The sequence below is a fragment of the Streptomyces sp. Tue6028 genome (genome assembly GCF_002300165.1).
In the GTDB taxonomy this organism is placed as follows: domain Bacteria; phylum Actinomycetota; class Actinomycetes; order Streptomycetales; family Streptomycetaceae; genus Streptomyces; species Streptomyces siamensis.
The window spans coordinates 151365-170610 of record NZ_MLCE01000031.1 but is presented as its reverse complement, the minus strand read 5'-3'; the positions used below and the strand labels follow the sequence as shown (position 1 = coordinate 170610).

The 19246-nt window shown below is 74.7% G+C and carries 16 protein-coding genes; 6 read left to right on the top strand and 10 right to left on the bottom strand.

The genetic code is table 11. The annotated features are described in order from the left end of the window. Positions 1 to 182: 182 nt before the first annotated feature. The gene (gene treY / locus BKI49_RS29360; RefSeq protein WP_095937282.1) at positions 183 to 2573 is read left to right on the top strand and encodes a malto-oligosyltrehalose synthase; all 2391 of its coding nucleotides are present in this window, start codon (positions 183 to 185) and stop codon (positions 2571 to 2573) included. On the opposite strand, the gene BKI49_RS29355 is transcribed toward treY, so the two are convergent. Both BKI49_RS29355 and BKI49_RS29350 read right to left on the bottom strand, forming a co-directional pair. Continuing rightward, positions 2567 to 3715 (bottom strand): cytochrome P450, encoded by a 1149-nt coding sequence (locus BKI49_RS29355; protein WP_257005004.1) that lies wholly within the window; start codon positions 3713 to 3715, stop codon positions 2567 to 2569. The genes treY and BKI49_RS29355 overlap by 7 nt on opposite strands. A gap of 703 nt (positions 3716 to 4418) precedes the next feature. Further along, on the bottom strand, positions 4419 to 5381 hold the full coding sequence (locus tag BKI49_RS29350) for a LysR family transcriptional regulator (protein ID WP_095937280.1): 963 nt from the start codon (positions 5379 to 5381) through the stop codon (positions 4419 to 4421). 102 nt (positions 5382 to 5483) lie between these two features. Between BKI49_RS29350 and lpdA the strand changes: the two genes are divergently transcribed. Further along, positions 5484 to 6935: a dihydrolipoyl dehydrogenase gene (gene lpdA, locus BKI49_RS29345; RefSeq protein WP_095937279.1), complete on the top strand. Its 1452-nt coding sequence runs from the start codon at positions 5484 to 5486 to the stop codon at positions 6933 to 6935. Between the two features lie 131 nt (positions 6936 to 7066). Beyond that, positions 7067 to 8317 carry a M14 family zinc carboxypeptidase gene (locus tag BKI49_RS29340; RefSeq protein WP_095937278.1) on the top strand — a complete coding sequence of 417 codons (1251 nt, stop codon included), beginning with the start codon at positions 7067 to 7069 and terminating at the stop codon, positions 8315 to 8317. 186 nt (positions 8318 to 8503) lie between these two features. On the opposite strand, the gene BKI49_RS29335 is transcribed toward BKI49_RS29340, so the two are convergent. The 3 genes from BKI49_RS29335 to BKI49_RS29325 form a co-directional block, all read right to left on the bottom strand. Further along, entirely contained in the window at positions 8504 to 8920 is a 417-nt protein-coding gene (locus BKI49_RS29335; RefSeq protein ID WP_095937277.1) for an SSI family serine proteinase inhibitor, read from the bottom strand. After that, positions 8917 to 10242 carry a M14 family zinc carboxypeptidase gene (locus BKI49_RS29330; RefSeq protein ID WP_179332619.1) on the bottom strand — a complete coding sequence of 442 codons (1326 nt, stop codon included), beginning with the start codon at positions 10240 to 10242 and terminating at the stop codon, positions 8917 to 8919. Before BKI49_RS29330 ends, BKI49_RS29335 begins: the two co-directional genes overlap by 4 nt. Before the next feature lie 168 nt (positions 10243 to 10410). Continuing rightward, complete coding sequence (locus BKI49_RS29325; RefSeq protein ID WP_095937275.1) at positions 10411 to 10962, bottom strand: DUF1707 and FHA domain-containing protein; 552 nt, start codon at positions 10960 to 10962, stop codon at positions 10411 to 10413. 203 nt (positions 10963 to 11165) lie between these two features. Between BKI49_RS29325 and treZ the strand changes: the two genes are divergently transcribed. Next, positions 11166 to 12911: a malto-oligosyltrehalose trehalohydrolase gene (gene treZ, locus BKI49_RS29320; RefSeq protein WP_095937274.1), complete on the top strand. Its 1746-nt coding sequence runs from the start codon at positions 11166 to 11168 to the stop codon at positions 12909 to 12911. Positions 12912 to 12913: 2 nt separating this feature from the next. Here treZ and BKI49_RS29315 read toward each other — a convergent pair whose 3' ends face one another. The 3 genes from BKI49_RS29315 to BKI49_RS29305 all read right to left on the bottom strand — a co-directional run bounded on the left by BKI49_RS29315 (position 12914) and on the right by BKI49_RS29305 (position 15759). Further along, positions 12914 to 13855, bottom strand: a complete 942-nt coding sequence (locus tag BKI49_RS29315; protein ID WP_095937273.1) for an aminoglycoside phosphotransferase family protein — start codon at positions 13853 to 13855, stop codon at positions 12914 to 12916. 63 nt (positions 13856 to 13918) lie between these two features. Next, positions 13919 to 15040 carry an aminopeptidase P family protein gene (locus BKI49_RS29310; protein WP_095937272.1) on the bottom strand — a complete coding sequence of 374 codons (1122 nt, stop codon included), beginning with the start codon at positions 15038 to 15040 and terminating at the stop codon, positions 13919 to 13921. A 95-nt stretch (positions 15041 to 15135) separates the two neighbouring features. Then, on the bottom strand, positions 15136 to 15759 hold the full coding sequence (locus BKI49_RS29305; protein ID WP_095937434.1) for a LysE family translocator: 624 nt from the start codon (positions 15757 to 15759) through the stop codon (positions 15136 to 15138). Positions 15760 to 15934: 175 nt separating this feature from the next. Between BKI49_RS29305 and BKI49_RS29300 the strand changes: the two genes are divergently transcribed. Next, positions 15935 to 16690, top strand: coding sequence for a metallophosphoesterase (locus BKI49_RS29300; RefSeq protein WP_095937271.1), 756 nt, complete (start codon positions 15935 to 15937; stop codon positions 16688 to 16690). Positions 16691 to 16703: 13 nt separating this feature from the next. Here BKI49_RS29300 and BKI49_RS29295 read toward each other — a convergent pair whose 3' ends face one another. Beyond that, complete coding sequence (locus BKI49_RS29295; protein WP_095937270.1) at positions 16704 to 17333, bottom strand: PDZ domain-containing protein; 630 nt, start codon at positions 17331 to 17333, stop codon at positions 16704 to 16706. 92 nt (positions 17334 to 17425) lie between these two features. After that, the gene (locus BKI49_RS29290) at positions 17426 to 18292 is read right to left on the bottom strand and encodes a LysR family transcriptional regulator (RefSeq protein WP_095937269.1); all 867 of its coding nucleotides are present in this window, start codon (positions 18290 to 18292) and stop codon (positions 17426 to 17428) included. Positions 18293 to 18387: 95 nt separating this feature from the next. Here BKI49_RS29290 and BKI49_RS29285 point away from each other — a divergent pair, with 95 nt between their 5' ends. Continuing rightward, complete coding sequence (locus BKI49_RS29285; protein WP_095937268.1) at positions 18388 to 19245, top strand: CTP synthase C-terminal region-related (seleno)protein; 858 nt, start codon at positions 18388 to 18390, stop codon at positions 19243 to 19245. The last annotated feature ends 1 nt before the right edge of the window (position 19246 follow it).

Below are 19246 nucleotides of genomic sequence, written 5' to 3'. Positions count from 1 at the left end.
GGCGCCGCGGACCCGGGCGGATCCAAACGAAACCCCCTGGCCTCAGGGCCGCCGCCGAGCGGCACACGCGCGTGCGCACCGTTCACGGAGCGCACGCGCGTGAAGGGCCCGGGTACGGTGCCCGGCGTCCGGATGCGCGCGCCGATGACACGAAAGGCGACAAGAAGGGTACGTAGGTTCGCATGACACCTGAGCGTCCCGACCCGGAGATTTCGGACCCGACGGCCCCCGGCCCGGTGATTCCGGCCGTGCCGACGGCCACGTACCGGCTCCAGTTGCAGCCGGAGTTCCCGTTCGCCGGCGCCGAGGCGGCCGTGCCCTACCTGGCCTCGCTCGGCGTCTCGCATCTGCACCTGTCGCCCGTCCTGGAGGCCGTTCCCGGCTCGACGCACGGGTACGACGTGGTGGACCACTCGCGCGTGCGGGCCGAACTGGGCGGCGAGGAGGGACTGCGCGCGCTCTCCCGCACCGCGCGGGAGCACGGGCTGGGCCTCGTCGTGGACATCGTGCCGAACCACATGGCCATGCACCCGCGCCACAACCGCGCCCTGTGGGACGTGCTGCGTGAGGGCCCCGAGTCGCCGTACGCGCGCTGGTTCGACATCGACTGGGAGGCGGGCGGTCAGCTGCTGCTGCCGGTACTGGCCCGCAGGCTCGGCGCGGAGATCGACCACCTGAAGGTCGACGGCGACGTCCTGCGCTACTACGACCACGCCTTTCCGCTGCGCGCCGGCACCGAAGAACTGCCCCTGCTCCAGCTCCTCGACGCCCAGTGGTACCGACCCGCCTGGTGGCGGCAGGCCCGCACCGAGCTCAACTACCGCCGGTTCTTCAGCATTTCGGAACTCATCGGTGTACGCGTCGAGGATCCGGAGGTCTTCGACGCCACCCACGCGAAGATCCTGGAGCTGCTCCACGAGGACGTCGTCCACGGCCTGCGGGTCGACCACCCGGACGGCCTGGCCGACCCGGACGCCTATCTGCGCCGGCTGCACGAGGCGTCCGGGGGCCGCTGGACGGTGGTCGAGAAGATCCTCGCGGACGGCGAGCCGCTCCCGGCCGCGTGGCCCGTGGCGGGCACCACCGGCTACGACGCGCTGCGCCACGTGGACGGCCTCTTCACCGACCCGGCGGGCGCGGGCGAACTCCTCGGCCAGTACCGCAGGTTCGCGGCACCGCAGCCCGATCGCGGCGGCCACTGGGCGGCGACGGTGCGCCGGGCCGCGTACAAGGTGGTCACGCACGAACTGGCCACCGAGGTCGACCGCCTCACCCGCGTGGTGAGCGGTCTGTGCGCCGCGTCCCCCGATCCGGCGCTGCGCGACCACGCGCCCTGGGCCCTCGGTACCGCGCTGCGAGAGCTCCTCGTACGCCTCGACGTGTACCGCCCCTACTCGTCCACGGACGCCTCCCTGGTGGTGACCGAGCAGGCCGCCGACGAGGCGCGGGCCACGTTCACGGTGCCCGACGAGGCGCACGCCGTCGACGTCGTGCGCGACCTGGTGCTCGGGCGGGCCGGGGACGGGCCCGTGCACCGGGAGTTCCGCGTCCGCTTCGCGCAGACCGCGTCGGCGCTGCGCGCCAAGTCCGTCGAGGACACCGCCTTCTACCGCTATGTGCCCCTCCTGTCGGCCAACGAGGTGGGCGGCAGTCCGGGCAGCCCGGCCCTGTCGCCGGAGGCCTTCCACGCCTACTGCGCGCGCGTGCAGCGCGACTGGCCCACGACCGGCACGGTCCTGTCGACGCACGACACCAAGCGCAGCGCCGACGTGCGCGCGGCCCTCGCCGTGCTCAGCGAGTGCCCGGACCGCTGGGCCGGGCTGCTCGCGGAGGTGACCCGCGACGGCACGGGCGTACCCGACCCGCAGCTGGCGTGGGCCGCGTGGCAGACCGTGCTCGGGCTGGGCCCCGACGCCGAGGCACGGCTGCGCGACGCGCTGCTCAAGCACGTGCGCGAGGCCGGGCTGCACACCGCCTGGACCGAGCGGAACCCCGCCTACGAGGACAGGGTGGCGGCGTTCGTCGCCGAGGGGCCGTGCGGAGCTCCGGGGCGGCGTGTGGCCGCCTTCCGGGCGTCCCTGGCCCCCCATGTGCGGGCCAACGTCCTGGGCGCCGCTCTGGTCCATCTGACGATGCCGGGGGTGCCCGATCTCTACCAGGGCACCGAGGACGAGTACCTGGCTCTGGTGGACCCGGACAACCGGCAGCCGTTCGCGCCGCCGAAGAGCCCGTCCGAGAAGACGGAACTGACCCGGGCCGCGCTGGGGCTGCGCGCACGCCGACCCGCCGCCTTCGGCGAGTCGGCGACGTACGAGCGGCTGCCGGCGGAGGGTTCCGGAGCCGCGCACTGCCTGGCGTTCGTGCGCTCCGGCGAAGTGGTCACGGCCGTCACCCGGCTCTCGCTGAGGCTGGCCGACTCCGGGGGCTGGGGCGACACCCTGCTGGCCCTCCCCGGGGGGCGGTGGGCCGACGCGCTGTCCCCGGGGCGGGAGTTCACCGGGCACGCGCGCGTGGCGGACCTGTTCGAGCACTCGCCTGCCGCCCTGCTCGAACGGCTCGGCGCACCTCAGTGAAGCAGCACCCGCAGGGCCCGGGGCGAGGGGCTGACGGGCCCCTCCGGGGCGGGCCGGAAACCGGGCACCCAGCGCAGGCCCGGAGCCACGCTCAGCAGGGCGTGCAGACCGTGTTCCGCCGTGAGCGCGGCCAGCAGCGGGCCGGGACAGAAGTGCCTTCCGGAGCCGTACGCGAGGTCCCCCGGGTCGGCACGGAACGCGTCGTAGCGGTCCGGGTCGGCGAACCGCGCCGGGTCGCGGCCCGCGGAGCCCAGCAGGCAGGCCACGGTGGCGCCCTCGGGGATCACGCCGACCGGTGCGACGGCCCGTCGTTCCACGATGTGCAGCGGCGGGTCCCGGCGCAGCGACTCGGCCCAGGCGCCCTGGGTCAGCGTCGGGCGGGTCCGGATCACCGCCAGCTGGCCGGGGTGGTCGAGCAGGTTGGCGAGGAACGAGCCGAGTGCCCGCGCGGTGGTCTCGCCGCCCGCGCCGAGCAGGGTGCCGGCCAGGCCCGCCACGGCCTCGTCCGACAGCCGGCGCCCGTCGGTCCTGGCCGTGCACAGGGCGGACAGCAGATCGGCCCCGGGGTGGGCACGGCGGCGCGCGATGTACGGGCCCAGGAACGCTTCGAGTTCGGGGTGGTGACCGCCGAGGTGGTCCAGGCCCGAGCGGCACCAGGCGTGCACACGCGCCGTGTCCTCGTACGGCAGCCCGAGCGCGCCGACGACGGCCGCGGTGGGCAGCCAGCGGCAGAACTCGGCGACGAGGTCGGCCTCTTCGCGGGCGGCGAGGCGCCGGGCCAGGACGTAGGCCGTGCGTTCGACGCCGGCCGTCAGCGCGGCCAGCGCGGCACCGCGGAAGGCCGGTGAGACGAGGGCCTGGTGCGCGCTGTGCGTGCCGCCCTCCCGATGGACCAGGGTGCGTCCGGACGGCGGCACGGCCAGTCGCGGGTCCGCGAGCGCGGCGCGCACGTCGGCGTACCTGCTGATCAGCCACGCGCCGAACGGCTCGTCGTACACGAGCGGGAAGTGGGTCCGCAGGGTGCGGTAGAACGCGTGGGGATCGTGCTCGGTCCCGACGTCGAGCAGACTCGGCGGCCGGCCCGGTTCCCCGCCGCCCCGCCCGGGCGCGACGGGGTCCCCCGCCCGCGGTCCCGAGGACACCACCGGGACGGTCGAGACGACCACCGGACCGGGGGACGCGGCCGGGGAGGCGGGCGTCACAGCGCCGGGCGACACCGCCGGGCCGGCAGATGCCGACGGGGCGGGCGACGCCGCCGGACGGGAGGACGCAGGGGCGGAAGGCATCACCGGACCTGGCGCCGCCACCGGGCCGGAAGGCATCCCCGGGTCAGGCGACGGCACCGGACCGGAGGACGCCGACAAGCCGGGCGACGCCGACGGGCCGCCAGGTGCCGCCGGGCCGGCCGACGGACCAGCAGGAGCCGAAGGGGCGGGCGGCATCACCGGGCCAGAAGACGAGGACAAGCCGGGCGACGCCGACGGGCCGCCGGGGACCGGCGGACCAGCCGACGGGCCGGAAGCTCCCAGCGGCCCGGGCGACACCGCGGAGCCGGCAGGCGCCGCGGAGCCGGGCAACGGCGGCGCGGTCGTGCGCGAGGGGGCCGCCGGGTCGGACGGCCCGCCGTGCCCGGGCCGTTCTCCGCCCTCCGGCAGTCCCTCGTCGGACGGGCGTTCGCCGGGCGGGACCGGTGTCGTGGCCGGGCTGTCGCGGCACGCGGCCGGCCGCGCGGACCGCGGTCCCGCGTGCAGGGGCGTGGGCGCGCCTTCGCCGGGAAGGCCGTGAGAACACAGCACCGGGGCCTCCCGCCTCGGGTCTGCGCGCCGGACCCGCGCGCGGTTGGTATCAGCCGACCACCGCCGCCCCCGGACCGCAGTCCCCGTGCGCCCGTACGGGTGAATCGGCCGTCTCGCGGCGGGGCGCCGGAGCCTGCGGCCAGGACGCACGCAGGAGGTTCACGAAGGCCTCCGCGGCGCCCGTCGGCGGCACGCGCGTGAAGACGGTCAGGGGACGCTTCCAGGGCGGGTCGGCGGAGAGCACCACGCAGTCCTCGCCGACGGCGCCGCGCACGATGTGCGAGGGCGCGACGGCGACGCCGACCCCCGCCGCGGCCATCCGTACCGCCGTCGACGTGTGCTCGGTGAACACGGCCGTACGCGGCCGGAATCCCGCCTGCCCGCACACCCGGTCGAGGAAGCGCTCCCCGTCGACCACGGGCTCCATCGCGCAGCGGATCCAGGAACGGTCGGACAACTCCTCCGGTGTCACCGTCGTACGGCCCGCCAGCCGGTCGTCGAAGGGCACCACGAGGACGGCCTCCTCCTCGCCGACCGGCAGGACGCTGCCGGGCCAGTCGACGGGCGCGGGCCCGACGGCGAGGTCGGCGACGCCCCGCTCGACCTGCTCCTCCAGCGCCTGCGAGGTGGCGTACTCGTGAAGGTGCAGCAGGACGCCGGGGTGGGCCGCCCGCCAGCGCGCGAAGACGTCGGGCAGGACGCCGACGGCCACCGAGTGCACGGCGGCGACGTGCAGTTCGCCGCCCTCCGCGCCGGCGGCGGCGCGAGCGGCCCGGCGGGCCTGGGCCGCGCTGCGGACGGCCAGCTCGGCGTGCGGCCGGAAGGCCCGGCCCATGGGCGTCAGCCGCACACCGCGCGGCATGCGTTCCAGGAGGGGCCCGCCGACGGTCTTCTCCAGGGCCTTGATCTGGTGGGACAGCGCGGGCTGGGTGACGTGGAGGGCCTCGGCGGCGCGGGTGAACGACGCCTCCTCGACGACGGTCAGGAAGTACTCCATCTGACGCAGGCTCATCCCGGGCACGTCCGACCGAGGGAGGACCCATAAGTGTTCTGCATGAGTTCCACACAAACATTGCCTTGGACTCATGACAAGGAGCGGACGGAGGGTGAGTACATGGACACCTCCAACGAAACCGCCGTCCCAAGGACATCCGGCACCTCCCACGCCGCGGCCGACGTCGTCGTCATCGGCGGCGGCACCGGTGGGTACAGCACCGCGCTGCGCGCCGCCACCCTCGGCCTCGACGTCGTGCTCGCCGAGCGCGACAAGGTCGGCGGCACCTGCCTGCACCGCGGCTGCATCCCGAGCAAGGCGATGCTGCACGCCGCCGAACTCGTCGACGGCATCGCCGAGGCGCGCGAGCGCTGGGGCGTGAAGGCCACCCTGGACGAGGTCGACTGGGCCGCGCTGGTCGCCACCCGCGACGACATCGTGCAGCGCAACCACCGGGGTGTGGAGGGTCACCTCGCCCACGCGGGCGTGCGGGTGGTGCGGGGCAGCGCCCGGCTGACCGGCGCCCGTGCCGTACGGGTCGAGGGCGTGGGCACCTTCACCGCGCGCCGGGGCATCGTCCTCGCGACGGGATCACGCCCGCGCATGCTCCCCGGGCTCGTGGCGGACGGGCGGCGCGTGGTGACGAGCGACGACGCCCTGTTCGCCCCCGGCCTCCCCCGGTCCGTCCTGGTCCTCGGAGGCGGTGCCATCGGCGTCGAGTACGCCTCGTTCCACCGTTCCATGGGCGCCGAGGTGACGGTCGTCGAGGCCGCCGAACGACTCGTCCCGCTGGAGGACGCCGACGTGAGCCGGCACTTGACACGCGGTCTGAAGAAGCGCGGCATCGACGTGCTGACGGGGGCGCGGCTGCTCGACGCGGAGGTCGTGGACGACGGCGTGCGGGCCCGGGTGCGCACCGAGCGGGGCGGGACCCGCACGGTCGCGGCCGAACGGCTCCTGGTGGCCGTGGGAAGGGCTCCGGTGACCGACGGACTGGACCTGGCCGCGGCAGGCCTCGCGGCGGACGGACGGGGCTTCCTCGAACCCGCCGACTGGGACCGGCTGGAGACCGCCGTGCCGGGCATCCACGTGGTAGGGGATCTGCTGCCGCCGCCGTCGCCCGGACTCGCGCACGCCTCGTTCGCGGAGGGGCTGCTGGTGGCCGAGACGCTGGCCGGCGTGGAGTCCGCGCCGGTCGACTACGCGGCCGTGCCGCGCGTCACCTACTCGTCTCCGCAGACGGCGGCCGTGGGGCTGAGCGAGGCGGAGGCACGCGCGCGTGGTCACCGGGTCGACGTCGGCACGATGCCGCTCACCGCCGTCGCGAAGGGCATGGTGCACGGCCGGGGCGGCATGGTGAAGGTGGTGGCCGAGGCGGGCGGCGGACGGGTGCTCGGCGTCCATCTGGTGGGCCCGAACGTGTCCGAGATGATCGCGGAGAGCCAGCTGATCGTGGGCTGGGACGCCGAGCCCTCGGACGTGGCGCGGCACATCCACGCGCACCCCACGCTCTCCGAGGCGGTCGGGGAGGTGTTCCTGACGCTCGCGGGGCGCGGTCTGCACCAGCGGTGACCGGCCGAGCGCTCCCCCTTGCCGGCGGAACGTGCCACCTGGCGCCCCCTGGAGCCGCCCGGCCCGATCCTTGACAGTTCATCCAGACCGTGGACTACTGCCAAAAGCGACGCAGGGCGGACAAGTCGGGGGTGAGTCTCCTGCCGGAGTTGCGCTACCCCAGTGTGACCGAAATCGTCTCCTCCGCACGGGCATTGGCCGCTCATCGCCCCGGCCTGTGCACCCTGAGGCAAGTGGGTTCCTCACGCGCGGGAAGACCCCTGCACCTGCTCTCGGTGGGGCACGCCCGGCGCGCGGTCCTCGTCGTGGCGGGGGCCCACGCGAACGAGCCGACGGGTGGTTCGACCTTGCTGGCCCTGGCCGAACGAGCCCTCCAGGAGCGGGAGTTGCGGGCGGGTACCTCCTGGCACTTCCTGCTGTGCGCGGACCCGGACGGCGCGCACCTCCATGTCACGCCCGCGCCGCGCACTCTGTTCGACTACCACCGGGGCTTCTTCCGTCCGGCGGGTCCCGAGCAGCCGGAGTGGTCTCCGTCCGTGCTGCCTCCCGGCCGGCTCCCGCCGGAGACCCGCGCCCTGACCCGGGTCATCGACGAACTGCGGCCCTACCTCCAGGTGACGTTGCACGGGACCGATCTGGGCGGCAGCTGGGTACAGCTGACGAAGGACATCCCCGGACTCGCCGAGCCGTTCGCCAAGTCGGCGGCGGAGCTCCACATCCCGGTGGAGACGGCCGCGTCGGACGCCGCGGGCTGGCCCGCCTCGGGGCCCGGGGTGCACGTGATGCCGGCGCCGGGCTCGGACACGGCGTATCCGAGCATGCCGGACGACGCGCGGCACAGCACCTGGTACCACGCCCACCGCTACGGCGGGCTCACCGCCGTCGTGGAGGTGCCGATGTGGGCCAGCGACCTGGTGGACGATCCGGCGCCGCACCCGGCGCCGGTGGCGGCGATGCGCAGACTGGCGCGCCGGCTGCTGCGCGACGCGCTCCAGGTAGAGGTGGTCCTCGCGGAGGCGCTGCCGCGGTTGCCGGGGCCCGACGGGCCGCTCCTGCGGGCCGCGAAGTGGGCGCTGGAGCTGGTGCCGGGCCTTGCCGACGACTGGGCCCGCACACCGCCCCCGGACACGACGATGGCGTACGTCGGCAGTGTCGACGCGTTCGGCCGCCGGCTCCCGCTGCGGGCCGCCTCGATGCTGCTGCGGGTGCTCCAGGAGGCCGACGACCGTGCGGCGCCGCACCTCGAACGTCTGGTCGCCTCCTGGAGCGACGCCTTCGCGGACCGCTTCCGTGCCCGCTGGGTTCCGTTGGAGAACCAGGTCGAGCACCAGGCCCGCACGGTGGTCGCGGCGGCCCGGCACGCGCGCGACGGGGCGGTCTGAGGCCGGCCGCGGCGTCCGCGCGCGTGACCGTCGGGCAGGTCCTCGGCCGGCTGGGACGGACGGCGCCGGGCGCCCGCGCGGGGTCGTCCGTCCGGCCCGGCCCGTAGGTGTCGGGGCGCCCGTGCGGGGCTGTCGTCCGGCCCGGCCCGTAGGTGTCGGGGCGCCCGTGCGGGGCTGTCGTCCGGCTCAGTCCGTCAGGGCGAACACCGCTCCGGTCTCGGCCTCCATCACGCAGGAGTTGGAGAAGGTGTGGGTGTAGTCGATCCGGCGGCCGTCCCACACGCCCTGCGCCGAGGCGGTCACCGGGGCGTAGATCAGCGAGCACACGGCGTCGGGGGCGGGCGGGATGCGGGAGATGTCGCCGTGGGCGGCGTCGAGTTCCTCGCAGGCCCGGACCGCGTGCGGGTGTCCGCCCGGCGGGTCGCAGAGCAGCAGGGCGCCGCGGGTGCCGCCGGTGGCCACGTCCCCGTGGGTGACGGTGAGGTGGAGCCAGTCGCCGGCGTGGGACGTCCGGGGCACCGCGTCGGCCGGGACGGTGCCCGCGGTCAGGAGCGCGGCCCCGGCCAGCACCAGGGACCGGACCGCTCGCATGCTTGTCGTCATTCCAGGTGCATCGGCACGGCGGTGGGCGAACCCCACCCGGAGTCACTCGAACGGGAGCGCGCGGGGGCCCGCCGCGTGGCGAGATGGAACGCGGAGAGCACGACACGCGCCTGGTACTCGACCTGACGGGCGACCGGGATCCAGCGCGCTCCGCAGCCGTCGCGGTAGTCGGCGCACCACGCGTCGATGAGCCGGTCGAGTTCCGGCAGCGCCCCGGCGGGGTCGTGGCCGGACACGGTCACGAGTTGGTGCAGCAGCCCCGCCGTCCGCAGCGCGACACGCCGGCCCGCGAGGCGCAGGGCCGTCAGGCGGGCGGTGTCGAGCGGCGGCAGCGGGCGCGCGGCGGGCTGGTCCAGGTCGGGGTCCCAGGAGTCGGCGAGTCCGGGTCCGACCAGTAAATAGTCGTCGACGGGCGCGAGCAGGCAGGCCGTGTCCGGGGAGGTGCCGAGGCCCGGTCTGACGCGCGCGAGGATGCCTTCCAGGAGCCGTGTGTCGTCGCGCAGTTTGCGGCTGACGGAGCGCAGTACGGCCTCGGCGTCGGCGGGCCGGCCGGCGTCCTCCACGGCGGCGACGCCCCACATGGGGGCCTCGACGACGGCGGTCACCGTGCCGTAGGGGTGCGGGTGGAACCATGTCGACTCGACCGCGGCCTCCGTGATGGCGGCGGCCAGGTCGCCCCGGCGCGGCGGTGGGATGCGGTAGACGGCGGGCCCGAGGGCCGGCCAGTACAGGGTGTCGTACGGGCCGAGTTCCCGCGGGATGCCGAGGCGCGCTGCGGCGTGCGCGACCCGCTGGGCGAGGCCGGGCAGATCGTGGGTGAGCTCGACGAAGGCGCCGCCCACGTCGACGCCGTGCAGGGAGCACTGGAGGAAGGGCCGCAGTTCGTCCTGGAGGTCGAGGAGGGTCCGGGTCTCCGGCAGTACGGCGCTGTCCGCGCCGTCCGGCAGCCATTCGGGCTGTTCCAGGAAACCGGGCCGGAAGAAGTGCCGGAAGTAGCGGCCGAGGGTGTACGGGCCGGACAGCCAGGCCTCGTTGCGGCGGGAGCCGTCGGGGTCGAGGCACAGCAGCAGGTTCCAGGTGGCGTCCGCTCCCTCGCACAACCGGGGGTCGGCGAGGACTCGTTCGGCGAGGCGCAGGACGGTCGCACCGCCGACGGGTTCGTTGGCGTGCGGTCCGGCGACGACGAGGGCCTGGCGGCTGCCGTGTCCGACGGACAGGAGCCAGAGCGGCGCGCCGGCCCGCGAGGTGCCCACGCGGCGCAGTCGGGCGTCCCGGGGGCGACGGGCGGCGAGCGCGGCCGCCCGGGTGCCGAGCTCGTCCACGGTCGGGTAGCGGAGGAGTGGCGGCAGGACACACCTCCACTCATGTGGTGCCGTCGGTTCACCTGATGTGCATGGTGTACGCACAGTCAGTCACGGTGGTAAGGGTTCGTCAACACCGCGGAACACCGGGGGTGTCGGGGAAATCGGTTACTTCCGAAGCGGACCCGGTCAGTCCGAGGCGAGCCGGAACGCCATCCGCCCGAAGGCGACCTGGTCGCCGTCCTTGACGACGGTCGAGCCGACGACGCGCCGGCCGTTGACGGTCGTGCCGTTGGTCGAGCCGAGGTCGCGCAGCACCCACAGCCCGCCCTGCCGGCTCAGTTCGGCGTGCACCCGGGACACGGTCTCGTGGTTGAGCCGCAGCCCGCTGGCCGGGTCGCGGCCGATGCGCAGCGGGTACGGATTCCCGGGGTGGGGCAGCTGGAGCTTGGGGAGCCGCTCGGCCTGCCAGGCCCTGCGCACCCGTACGGTGAAGCCGGAGATCGCTTCCACGGTGCCGAACACGAGCTTCGCCCAACGCCCCTCGGTGGGCAGGTCCGCGGTGAGCACGGCGAGTTCGTCGGGCCTGCGGGCGGCGAGCGCCAGCTCCATGCGGCGGATGAAGGTGTCGTGGGAGAGACGGCCGAGGGCGACGCCGTCACGGAGCGCCTTCAGCGCCCGGTCGCGCTCCGCGTCGGACAGCCGCGCGGGGTACGTGTGGAACTCGAAAGACGACGTCACGCTCGTGATTGTCGGACAGGGCGGGCGGGGTGTCCAGAAAACGGGGAAAGGGGCGCCTCGGCCGACCGGAACGATTCGGCGGCCCGGGTGTGACACATGCGCGGCGGACACGCGGCAAAAGGGTGGATTCGAAAGCGAATTGATCTCAGGTGAAGCACCATGGACGGATTACGTCACGGTGAGCTGACAAGGGGGAACCGTCTGTGCGGTTCGAGGTGTGGGCACCGCAGGCCGACCGGGTGACGCTGCATTGCGCGGACGCCACGCGCGCGTTGGAGCGCGATCCGGAACGGGCCGGCTGGTGGACGGGCGAGGCGGACGCGCGGCACGGGACGCGTTACGGCTTCGCGGTGGACGACGGTCCCGTGCTGCCCGATCCCCGCTCGCGGCGCCAGCCCGACGGCCCGGACGGGCTGAGCGCGGTGGTCGAGCACGACCGGTACGCATGGCGTGCGCCGTGGGCGGGACGCCCGCTGCCCGGTGCGGTGCTGTACGAGCTCCACGTGGGGACGTACACGCCGCAGGGCACCCTGGACGCGGCCGCCGAGCGGCTGGGCCATCTGGTGGAACTGGGTGTGACGCACGTCGAGTTGATGCCCCTGTGCCCGTTCCCCGGCCGGCACGGCTGGGGGTACGAGGGGGTCTCGCTGTGGGCCGTGCACGAGCCGTACGGCGGCCCGCAGGCGCTCAAGCGCTTTGTCGACACGGCACATGGGCTGGGACTGGGCGTGGTCCTCGACGTCGTGCACAACCATCTCGGGCCGTCCGGCAACTACCTGCCCGCGTTCGGGCCGTACTTCACGGACACCCATCACACGCCCTGGGGCTCCGCGGTGAACCTGGACGCGCCCGGTTCGGACGAGGTGCGCGCGTTCCTCGTCGGCAGCGCTCTCGCCTGGCTGCGCGACTACCGGTTCGACGGGCTGCGGCTGGACGCAGTTCACGCGCTGCGGGACACGCGCGCGCTGCACTTCCTGGAGGAGCTGTCGACGGCGGTGGACGCGCTCTCCGGCGACCTCGGCCGGCCGCTCTTCCTGATCGGGGAATCGGACCTCAACGACCCGCGGCTCGTCACCTCCCGCGAGGAGGGCGGTCTCGGGCTCCACGCCCAGTGGAACGACGACTTCCACCACGCGCTGCACACCGCGCTGACCGGTGAGGCGCAGGGCTATTACGCGGACTTCGCACGGGACCCGTTCGCGGCGCTCGCGAAGACGCTGACCTCCGGCTTCTTCCACGACGGCACGTACTCCAGCTTCCGCGAACGGCACCACGGCCGCCCGCTGGACCGCAGCCGGGTCTCGGCGCACCGCCTGCTCGGCTACTCCCAGACCCACGACCAGATCGGCAACCGCGCCCAGGGGGACCGGCTGTCGGCGTCCCTCTCCCCCGGGCTGCTGGCCTGCGCGGCCGCGCTGACACTCACCGCGCCCTTCACCCCGATGCTCTTCATGGGCGAGGAGTGGGCCGCGGGCACACCCTGGCAGTTCTTCACCGACCACACCGACCCGGAACTGGCGGAGGCCGTGCGCAGGGGCAGGCGCCGCGAGTTCGCCGCGCACGGCTGGGCCGAGGAGGAGGTGCCGGACCCGCAGGACCCGGCGACCCGGGACCGTTCCTGCCTCGACTGGTCGGAGCCCGAGAAGGCCCTCCACGCGCGCGTGCTGGCCTGGTACCGGGAGCTGATCGCGCTGCGCCGCCGGCAGCACGACCTCTCGGACCCCGACCTCGCCGCGGTCAGGGTGGCCCAGGACCCCCGGGCCCGCTGGCTCGCCCTGAGGCGCGGGGACGTCCGGGTGGCGGTGAACCTCGGCAAGGAGCCCGCGGCGATCCCGCTCGGCCTGCGCCACGCGCGCGTGCTGGCGGCGTGGGAACCGGTGGAAGCGCCGGACACGGACGGGGTGTTGACCGTGCCCGGCGCATCGTGCGTGGTGCTGACCCAGGCGTGACCCTAGGGCGACTCGTCGGGGTCGTCCCGCAGGTCGGTGACCCGTTCCAGCATGATCGCCTCCCAGGCGCGGCCGAGTCGGGTCCGCAGGAGCGGGACGGGGCCGCCGTCGCCGCCCCGCAGACGGTCGGCGAGACGGATCACCGTGTCGCAGCGCGACAGCCACAGGCCGCGCAGGCAGGGGCGGGCGCCGTACCCGGCCAGGGTGGCGGCGCGGACGGCCGCCCCCGCCCCGACGGCGATCGCCAGCCCGCCGATGTCCTCGGCCGGGTCGCCGATCACCGCGTCGGTCCAGTCGAGGACGCCGCGCACCCGCCCGTCGGCGCTGACCACGAGGTGTTCGCCCTTGAGGGCGTGGTGCACGAGGAACGCGGCTCCGGGCTGTGCGGCGAGTTGGGCGGCGCCCGGTGCGGTGAGCTGGGCGAGCCGGGCCGGGTCGAACTCCTCGGCGGCGGCGAGCTGCTCGGCGGCAGCGGCGGCGGCCTCGCGCAGCGCCTCCAGGGAGCGCGGGGCGACGCGGGGCACGCCGAGCGTCTCGGCCTGCCGTACGGGCACTTCGCGCAGACCCGTGAGCAGGCCCGCCAGGTCGGCCTCGCCGACGGCCGAGACGTCCTGGACCTCGCCCGAACCGCCGGCGAGCCGGGTGTCCAGGGTGCAGCCGAGTCCGCTCGCCCATTCGCCGTGGGCGACGCTCACCGGGACCGGCACGCCGAGGTGCGGCCGGATCAGGTCGCGCAGCCGCAGTTCGCGGCGCTGGCGCGCGGCGGCGTCACGGTCCCGGGCGAGCCGCAGCACATGGCGCCGGCCCACCCACCAGCTGGAGTGTCCACCGCCCTCGGCGACCGGGCGCACGTCGGGGCCGGCTCCCTCCGCCGTGCCGTCGGCGAGCAGCGAACGGACCAGTTCGCGGACGGTGTCCTCGGTCGGTGTCGGTGCCTGGGTCATGGTCGCGCCCTTGTCGTTCGGGGGCGTGGGCGGGGCTTCTGCCGCACGGTCGGTGGGTGCAGGTCAGTCGACGATCACCATCTCGCGGGAGGTGGTGTTCAGGCGCCGCCCGCCGTCCTCCGTGACCGTGACGATGTCCTCGATGCGGACCCCGAAACGGCCCGGCAGGTAGATGCCGGGCTCCACGGAGAAGCACATGCCGGGGACGAGGGGCTGCTCCTCGCCCTCGATCATGTACGGCGGTTCGTGGGTGGTGACGCCGATGCCGTGTCCGGTGCGGTGGATGAACCGGTCGCCGTATCCGGCCTCGGTGATGACCGCCCGGGCCGCGCGGTCGACGTCCTGGCAGGCGGCGCCCGGCCGCACCGCGCGGAAGCCCGCCTCCTGAGCCGCGCGCACGACGTCGTGCACGGTGCGCTCCTCGGCGTCGGGCTCGCCGACATGGACGGTGCGGGAGGTGTCGGAGCCGTAGCCGTGCTTGAGGCCGCCGAAGTCGAGGACGACCATGTCGCCGTGCTCGATGACGCGGTCGTCGGCCTCGTGGTGCGGATTCGCTCCGTTCGGGCCGGAGGCGACGATGGTGAAGTCGACCTGGGAGTGCCCGAAGCGGCGCAGCAGATCGGCGAGGTCGGCGGCCACGTCGGTCTCCCGGCGGCCGGAGAAGCGGACCGTGCGGATCTCCTCGAAGGCCTCGTCCGCCGCGGCGCCCGCCGCGGCCAGCCGCTCCAGTTCGGCAGCGTCCTTGACGGCGCGCAGCATCGGCAGGGCCTTGGTGAGGGCCTGGTAGCGGGTGCCGGGCAGGTGCTGCTGGAGTCCGAGCAGGTGCAGGGCCCAGCCGTTGTCACTGACTCCGAAGCGGCCCTCGTGGCCGAGGAGCGGCGCGGTCGCCTCGTAGGGGTCCTTGCCGTCGGTCCAGTCGCGGAGCGTCAGGGCGGGCGCGCCGGGTGCCTTGGCGGCGTCGGGCGCCTCCAGGGTGGGCACGACCAGGACCGGGTCCTGCCCGGGCCGCAGCACGAGGAGGGTGAGCCGCTCGGTCTCCACCGGCCGGTACCCGGTCAGCCACACCAGGTCGGGACCCGGCGCGACCAGCACGCCGTCGAGCCCGGCGTCCGCGGCGGCCTCGGCCGCACGCCGCATCCGGGCCTCGTAGTCACCGGCCGCGAAGGGCGCGGGTGTGGCGGTCATGCGTGCCTCCAACCGTCCGGAGTTCCCCAGGGGGCTACGGGCAGCATCCTGCCCCTCCGGTGGGGCGTGCGCGAGCCGATTGGGGTGCCTTCGTGTCAGCTCTCCAGGGCGAGACGCGCACCCAGGAGGAGCAGGACGCCGCCCGAGACCTGTTCCAGACGCCGCCGCACGCCGGTCCTGGACAGCACGGCCTTCATCCGCCCGACGAACCACACGTACAGGCCGTAGTAGCCGACCTCGTAGACCGCCCAGAGCGCGGCGAGGCCGACCATGGTGGGCAGGTGCGGGGCTCCTTCGGGCACGAACTGCGGCAGGAAGGACATCGCGAAGACGGCCGCCTTGGGGTTGGCGAGGTTGAGCAGCAGTCCGCCCCGGTAGGAGGCCCAGCCGCTCCGCTCCGTGCCCTCCCAGCCGGCGCCGTCCGGGGCGTCCTTGGAGCGGCGCGCCTGCCGCAGCGTCTGGATGCCGAAGCCGACGAGGACGACGGCGCCGACGACGCGCATGACGCCGTACGCCACCTCGGAGGCGGCGAGCAGCGCGGAGAGGCCGAAGGCGGCGACGACGCCCCAGACGAACACCCCCGTCTCGTTGCCGAGGACGGTCAGGAAACCGGACCGCCGGCTGCGCAACGACTGCTTGATGATCAGCACGGTGCTGGGTCCGGGGGACGCCGCGATCAGCGTGCAGGCGCCGAGGAAGGCGAGAAGGGTGCTCAGCATGCGGCCATGGTGACGCAGCGCCCGCGGGGCGGCCAGCACTTTTCCGCACGGACCTCGCCCGACCTTCCTCTAACGTCCGGGCATTGCCTTGCCATTAGCCCTAATGCTTAGATGTCGTTGTTCCATTACACGAACTCGGGGCTTCGAGGCCTCAATCACGGGGACGGGGGACGGCATGCTCGTGCTGGCGCACATCAGCGACCTTCACTTGGACGGGACCGAGCGGGCGACGGAGCGGGCCGAGCAGGTGCGCGACCGGCTCTGGGGGCTCGCGGGGCGGGTGGACGCGCTCCTGGTGACGGGAGACATCGCGGACCACGGCGCGGAGGCGGAGTACGAGGAGGCGGCCCGTCTGCTGGGACTGCGCGACCCGGACACGGCCCCGTTCCCCGTCCTCACCTGCCCGGGCAACCACGACAGCCGCGCGCCCTACCGCAAGGCCCTGCTCGGCGGGCCCGCCGGAGACGGCCCGGTCAACAGCCTCCACGTCTTCGACGACGCGGCCGTGCTCATGTGCGACTCCAGCATCCCGGGCCGGGACGAGGGCGAGTTCGACGAGGAGACGTACGCCTGGATCGAGGCGACGCTCGACGACCTGGACGGCGGCCTGCCCGCGCTCCTCGCCTTCCACCACCCGCCGGTCGCCCTGCACCACCCGCTGCCGGACGCCTACCGGCTGCGCGAGCCGGGCGCCCTCGCCCGGCTGCTGGAGCGCAGGCCGGAGATCGTCGGACTGATCACCGGACACGCGCACACGCCGGCGGCCACCGCCTTCGCGGGACGGCCGCTCGTCGTCGGCCCCGGTGTGACCTGGACACTGCGGCTGCCCTGGGAGGGCGAGGGGGCCGCGGACCGGGACGCCCCGCCCGGGTTCGCGTTCCATGTGCTCGACGACGAAGGGCGGTTGACGAGCCACTTCAGGGTCGCGTGAGCCGGGGCCGGAATCAGGTCACGACGCCCGGGACCGTGGACAGTTGGCGTCGGGACCCGTTCGCGTGGCGGACGGAGAGGGTGACGGACGCGCCCGGGCGCGCGGCGGCGACCGCGTGCGCGAGGTCCGCCGCCGAACCGATACGGCTCTCCCCGAGGGCGAGCAGGACGTCACCGCGCACCAGGCCCGCGGTGTACCCCGGCCCGGGGACGTGGACGGCGACGACGAGCGCGCCCCCGCCCTTCGGGGCGTCGACGGCCTCGACGCCCAGCGTGGCCCGCGCGGACTCCGTCACCGGAGCCGTCCCGCCGCCCGCCGACGCCGACTTGGAACCGCCGGGGGCGGCCGGACCGGAGACGCGCCCGGAGGCGCCCGGCGGCACGGACGGCCCGGGTCCCGCCGCCCCGCCCGCCTTCTGCTGGAGGGCCGCCAGTCTGCTCATGCCGATCACCGTGGCGCCCACGGTGCCGAGCCCGACCCCCGACAGGACCAGCACCACGCCGACGAACAGGCTGAACAGCAGAGTCATCAGACGCCTGCCGCGGCGTCGTGCGGCATGCGGTCGCCGACCGACGCCGGACGGGCGGCCACCGCCCGGCTCCTGACCGGGCATCGGCTTGGGACGCAACGCGGTCTGTTCCATGGATCGCCTCCGGCAACTGCTCTACGGACCGCCTCCGGCTCTTGCTCTACCCTGCGCGCCGGCGCGCGACGATTCACTAACGAGTGAGACTTTCAGGGCCGTTCGAGAAGTTTGTCCACCACCGCGGCCGCCGCTCCCCGCGGCGATCCGGTGTGCACCAACTCCGTACGGTGCACGAGCCGGGGAGCCACCAGCGGCACGGCCGCCGTGCCGGGCACGCCGACGGCCGCCGCGCGCGGCAGCAGGACCAGGCCGTGCCCCGCGGCGGCCAGAGCGGTGAGGGCGCACAGATCGGTGCCCTCGTAGCGCAGGGCCGGGCGGAAGCCCGCACCACCGTGCGCGGCGCGCAGGTGGGCCAGCGGCAGACCCGCGCCGGGGGCGTCCAGCCAGCGGGCGTCGACCAGGTCGCCCAGTCGCAGCCCCGTACGCCGGGCCAGTGGATGCGACGCGGGCAGCAGGACGCAGACCGGCTCCTCGCCCGCCCCGTGGGTCGTCAGCGGCGCCACGTCCGGCAGCCGCAGGGGGTCGCTGGGCGCGGCGAGTCCGTCGACGAGCCCCAGGTCCGCGCCGCCGGTGGCGACGGCCGCCGGGACCTCTTCGCGGGCCAGCACCTTGAGGGTCACACCCGCGGCGGGCAGCGCCGCGACGACACGGGGCCCGAGTGCGGTCGGCGCCACGGCGAGCGTCAGACCGTGCTCGGGCGCGGCCGCCATCCGTGCGACGTCGGCCCGGGCGGCGTCCAGGCGCAGCAGCAGCGGGCCCGCGTGTTCGAGGAGCCGCTCGCCCGCCGCGGTCGGTGCGACGGGCCGCCGGGTGAGCAGCGGCGCGCCCAGGTCCTGCTCCAGCGCCGCGATGTGCTGGGACACCGCGGACTGGGTGTAGCCGAGCTCGCGCGCGGCCTCCGAGAAGGACGCGAGCCGCGCCACGGTGACGTACGTACGCAGGAGATGCGGATCCATGCCGCCAAGGATGGCGCACCGTATCAGCGTTGCTTATCGAGGGTGCAGAAATCATCGTTGGACGTGAACTCGACGGCGCGCCGAGGATGAACCGCATGACCACGAACAGCAGCACGGCCACGAACGGCCCGGCGAGCGCCATCACCACGAACGGTCCGGCCACGAACGGCTCGGCCACCGCGCGCACGGCTGTGAACGGGCCGGCCACGAACGCCCCGGCCACGAACGGCGGCGGCACGGCACGCGGCGCCCGGATCGCCCTCGTCGGGGACCGCTCCCCCACCGTCGTCTCGCACACCCGCGTCCCGCTCCTGCTCGACGCGCTCGCGGAACGCGACCGGATCGTCCTGGACGCCTACTGGATCCCCTCCGAGGACGCCGAGGACGCGACGGCCGTACACGGCTTCGACGCCGTGTGGGTGCTTCCCGGGAGCCCCTACCGCAGCGAGGCGGGGGTGCTCACGGCGATCCGGACGGCTCGCGAGGAGGGCATCCCGTTCCTCGGCACGTGCGGCGGTTTCCAGCACGCGCTCCTGGAGTACGCCCGCGACGTGTGCGGCCTCACCCGGGTCGCGCACGCCGAGAACGACCCTGACGCGGACGACTTCCTGATCGAGCCGCTCGCGTGCTCACTCGTGGGGCACGAGGCCGCCGTCACCGTCGAGCCGGGCTCGCTCGCGCAGTCGCTGATCGGGGCGGAGCGGACGGTCGAACGGTACTTCTGCTCGTACGGCCCCTCACGCCATCTCGACACCCTGCGCGCGCGGGGGCTGCGCTTCAGCGGGCACGACCAGGACGGCCAGGTCCGGATCGCCGAACTCCCGGGCCATCCCTTCTTCCTGGCCACCCTGTTCCAGCCGGAGCTGTCCGGGGACGGTTCTCGCCCGCACCCGCTGATCAGGGCGCTCGCACGGGCCGCGGTGGAGCACGCCGCACGGGTACGTGCCGAGTGAC

Excerpts from the sequence above, each read along its gene's own strand:
- treY (WP_095937282.1), top strand. The coding sequence starts at position 183 with ATGACACCTGAGCGTCCCGACCCGGAGATTTCGGACCCGACGGCCCCC.
- BKI49_RS29350 (WP_095937280.1), bottom strand. The coding sequence starts at position 5,381 with ATGAGCCTGCGTCAGATGGAGTACTTCCTGACCGTCGTCGAGGAGGCG.
- lpdA (WP_095937279.1), top strand. The coding sequence starts at position 5,484 with ATGGACACCTCCAACGAAACCGCCGTCCCAAGGACATCCGGCACCTCC.
- BKI49_RS29335 (WP_095937277.1), bottom strand. The coding sequence starts at position 8,920 with ATGACGACAAGCATGCGAGCGGTCCGGTCCCTGGTGCTGGCCGGGGCC.
- BKI49_RS29315 (WP_095937273.1), bottom strand. The coding sequence starts at position 13,855 with ATGACCCAGGCACCGACACCGACCGAGGACACCGTCCGCGAACTGGTC.
- BKI49_RS29310 (WP_095937272.1), bottom strand. The coding sequence starts at position 15,040 with ATGACCGCCACACCCGCGCCCTTCGCGGCCGGTGACTACGAGGCCCGG.
- BKI49_RS29305 (WP_095937434.1), bottom strand. The coding sequence starts at position 15,759 with ATGCTGAGCACCCTTCTCGCCTTCCTCGGCGCCTGCACGCTGATCGCG.
- BKI49_RS29300 (WP_095937271.1), top strand. The coding sequence starts at position 15,935 with ATGCTCGTGCTGGCGCACATCAGCGACCTTCACTTGGACGGGACCGAG.
- BKI49_RS29295 (WP_095937270.1), bottom strand. The coding sequence starts at position 17,333 with ATGGAACAGACCGCGTTGCGTCCCAAGCCGATGCCCGGTCAGGAGCCG.
- BKI49_RS29290 (WP_095937269.1), bottom strand. The coding sequence starts at position 18,292 with ATGGATCCGCATCTCCTGCGTACGTACGTCACCGTGGCGCGGCTCGCG.
- BKI49_RS29285 (WP_095937268.1), top strand. The coding sequence starts at position 18,388 with ATGACCACGAACAGCAGCACGGCCACGAACGGCCCGGCGAGCGCCATC.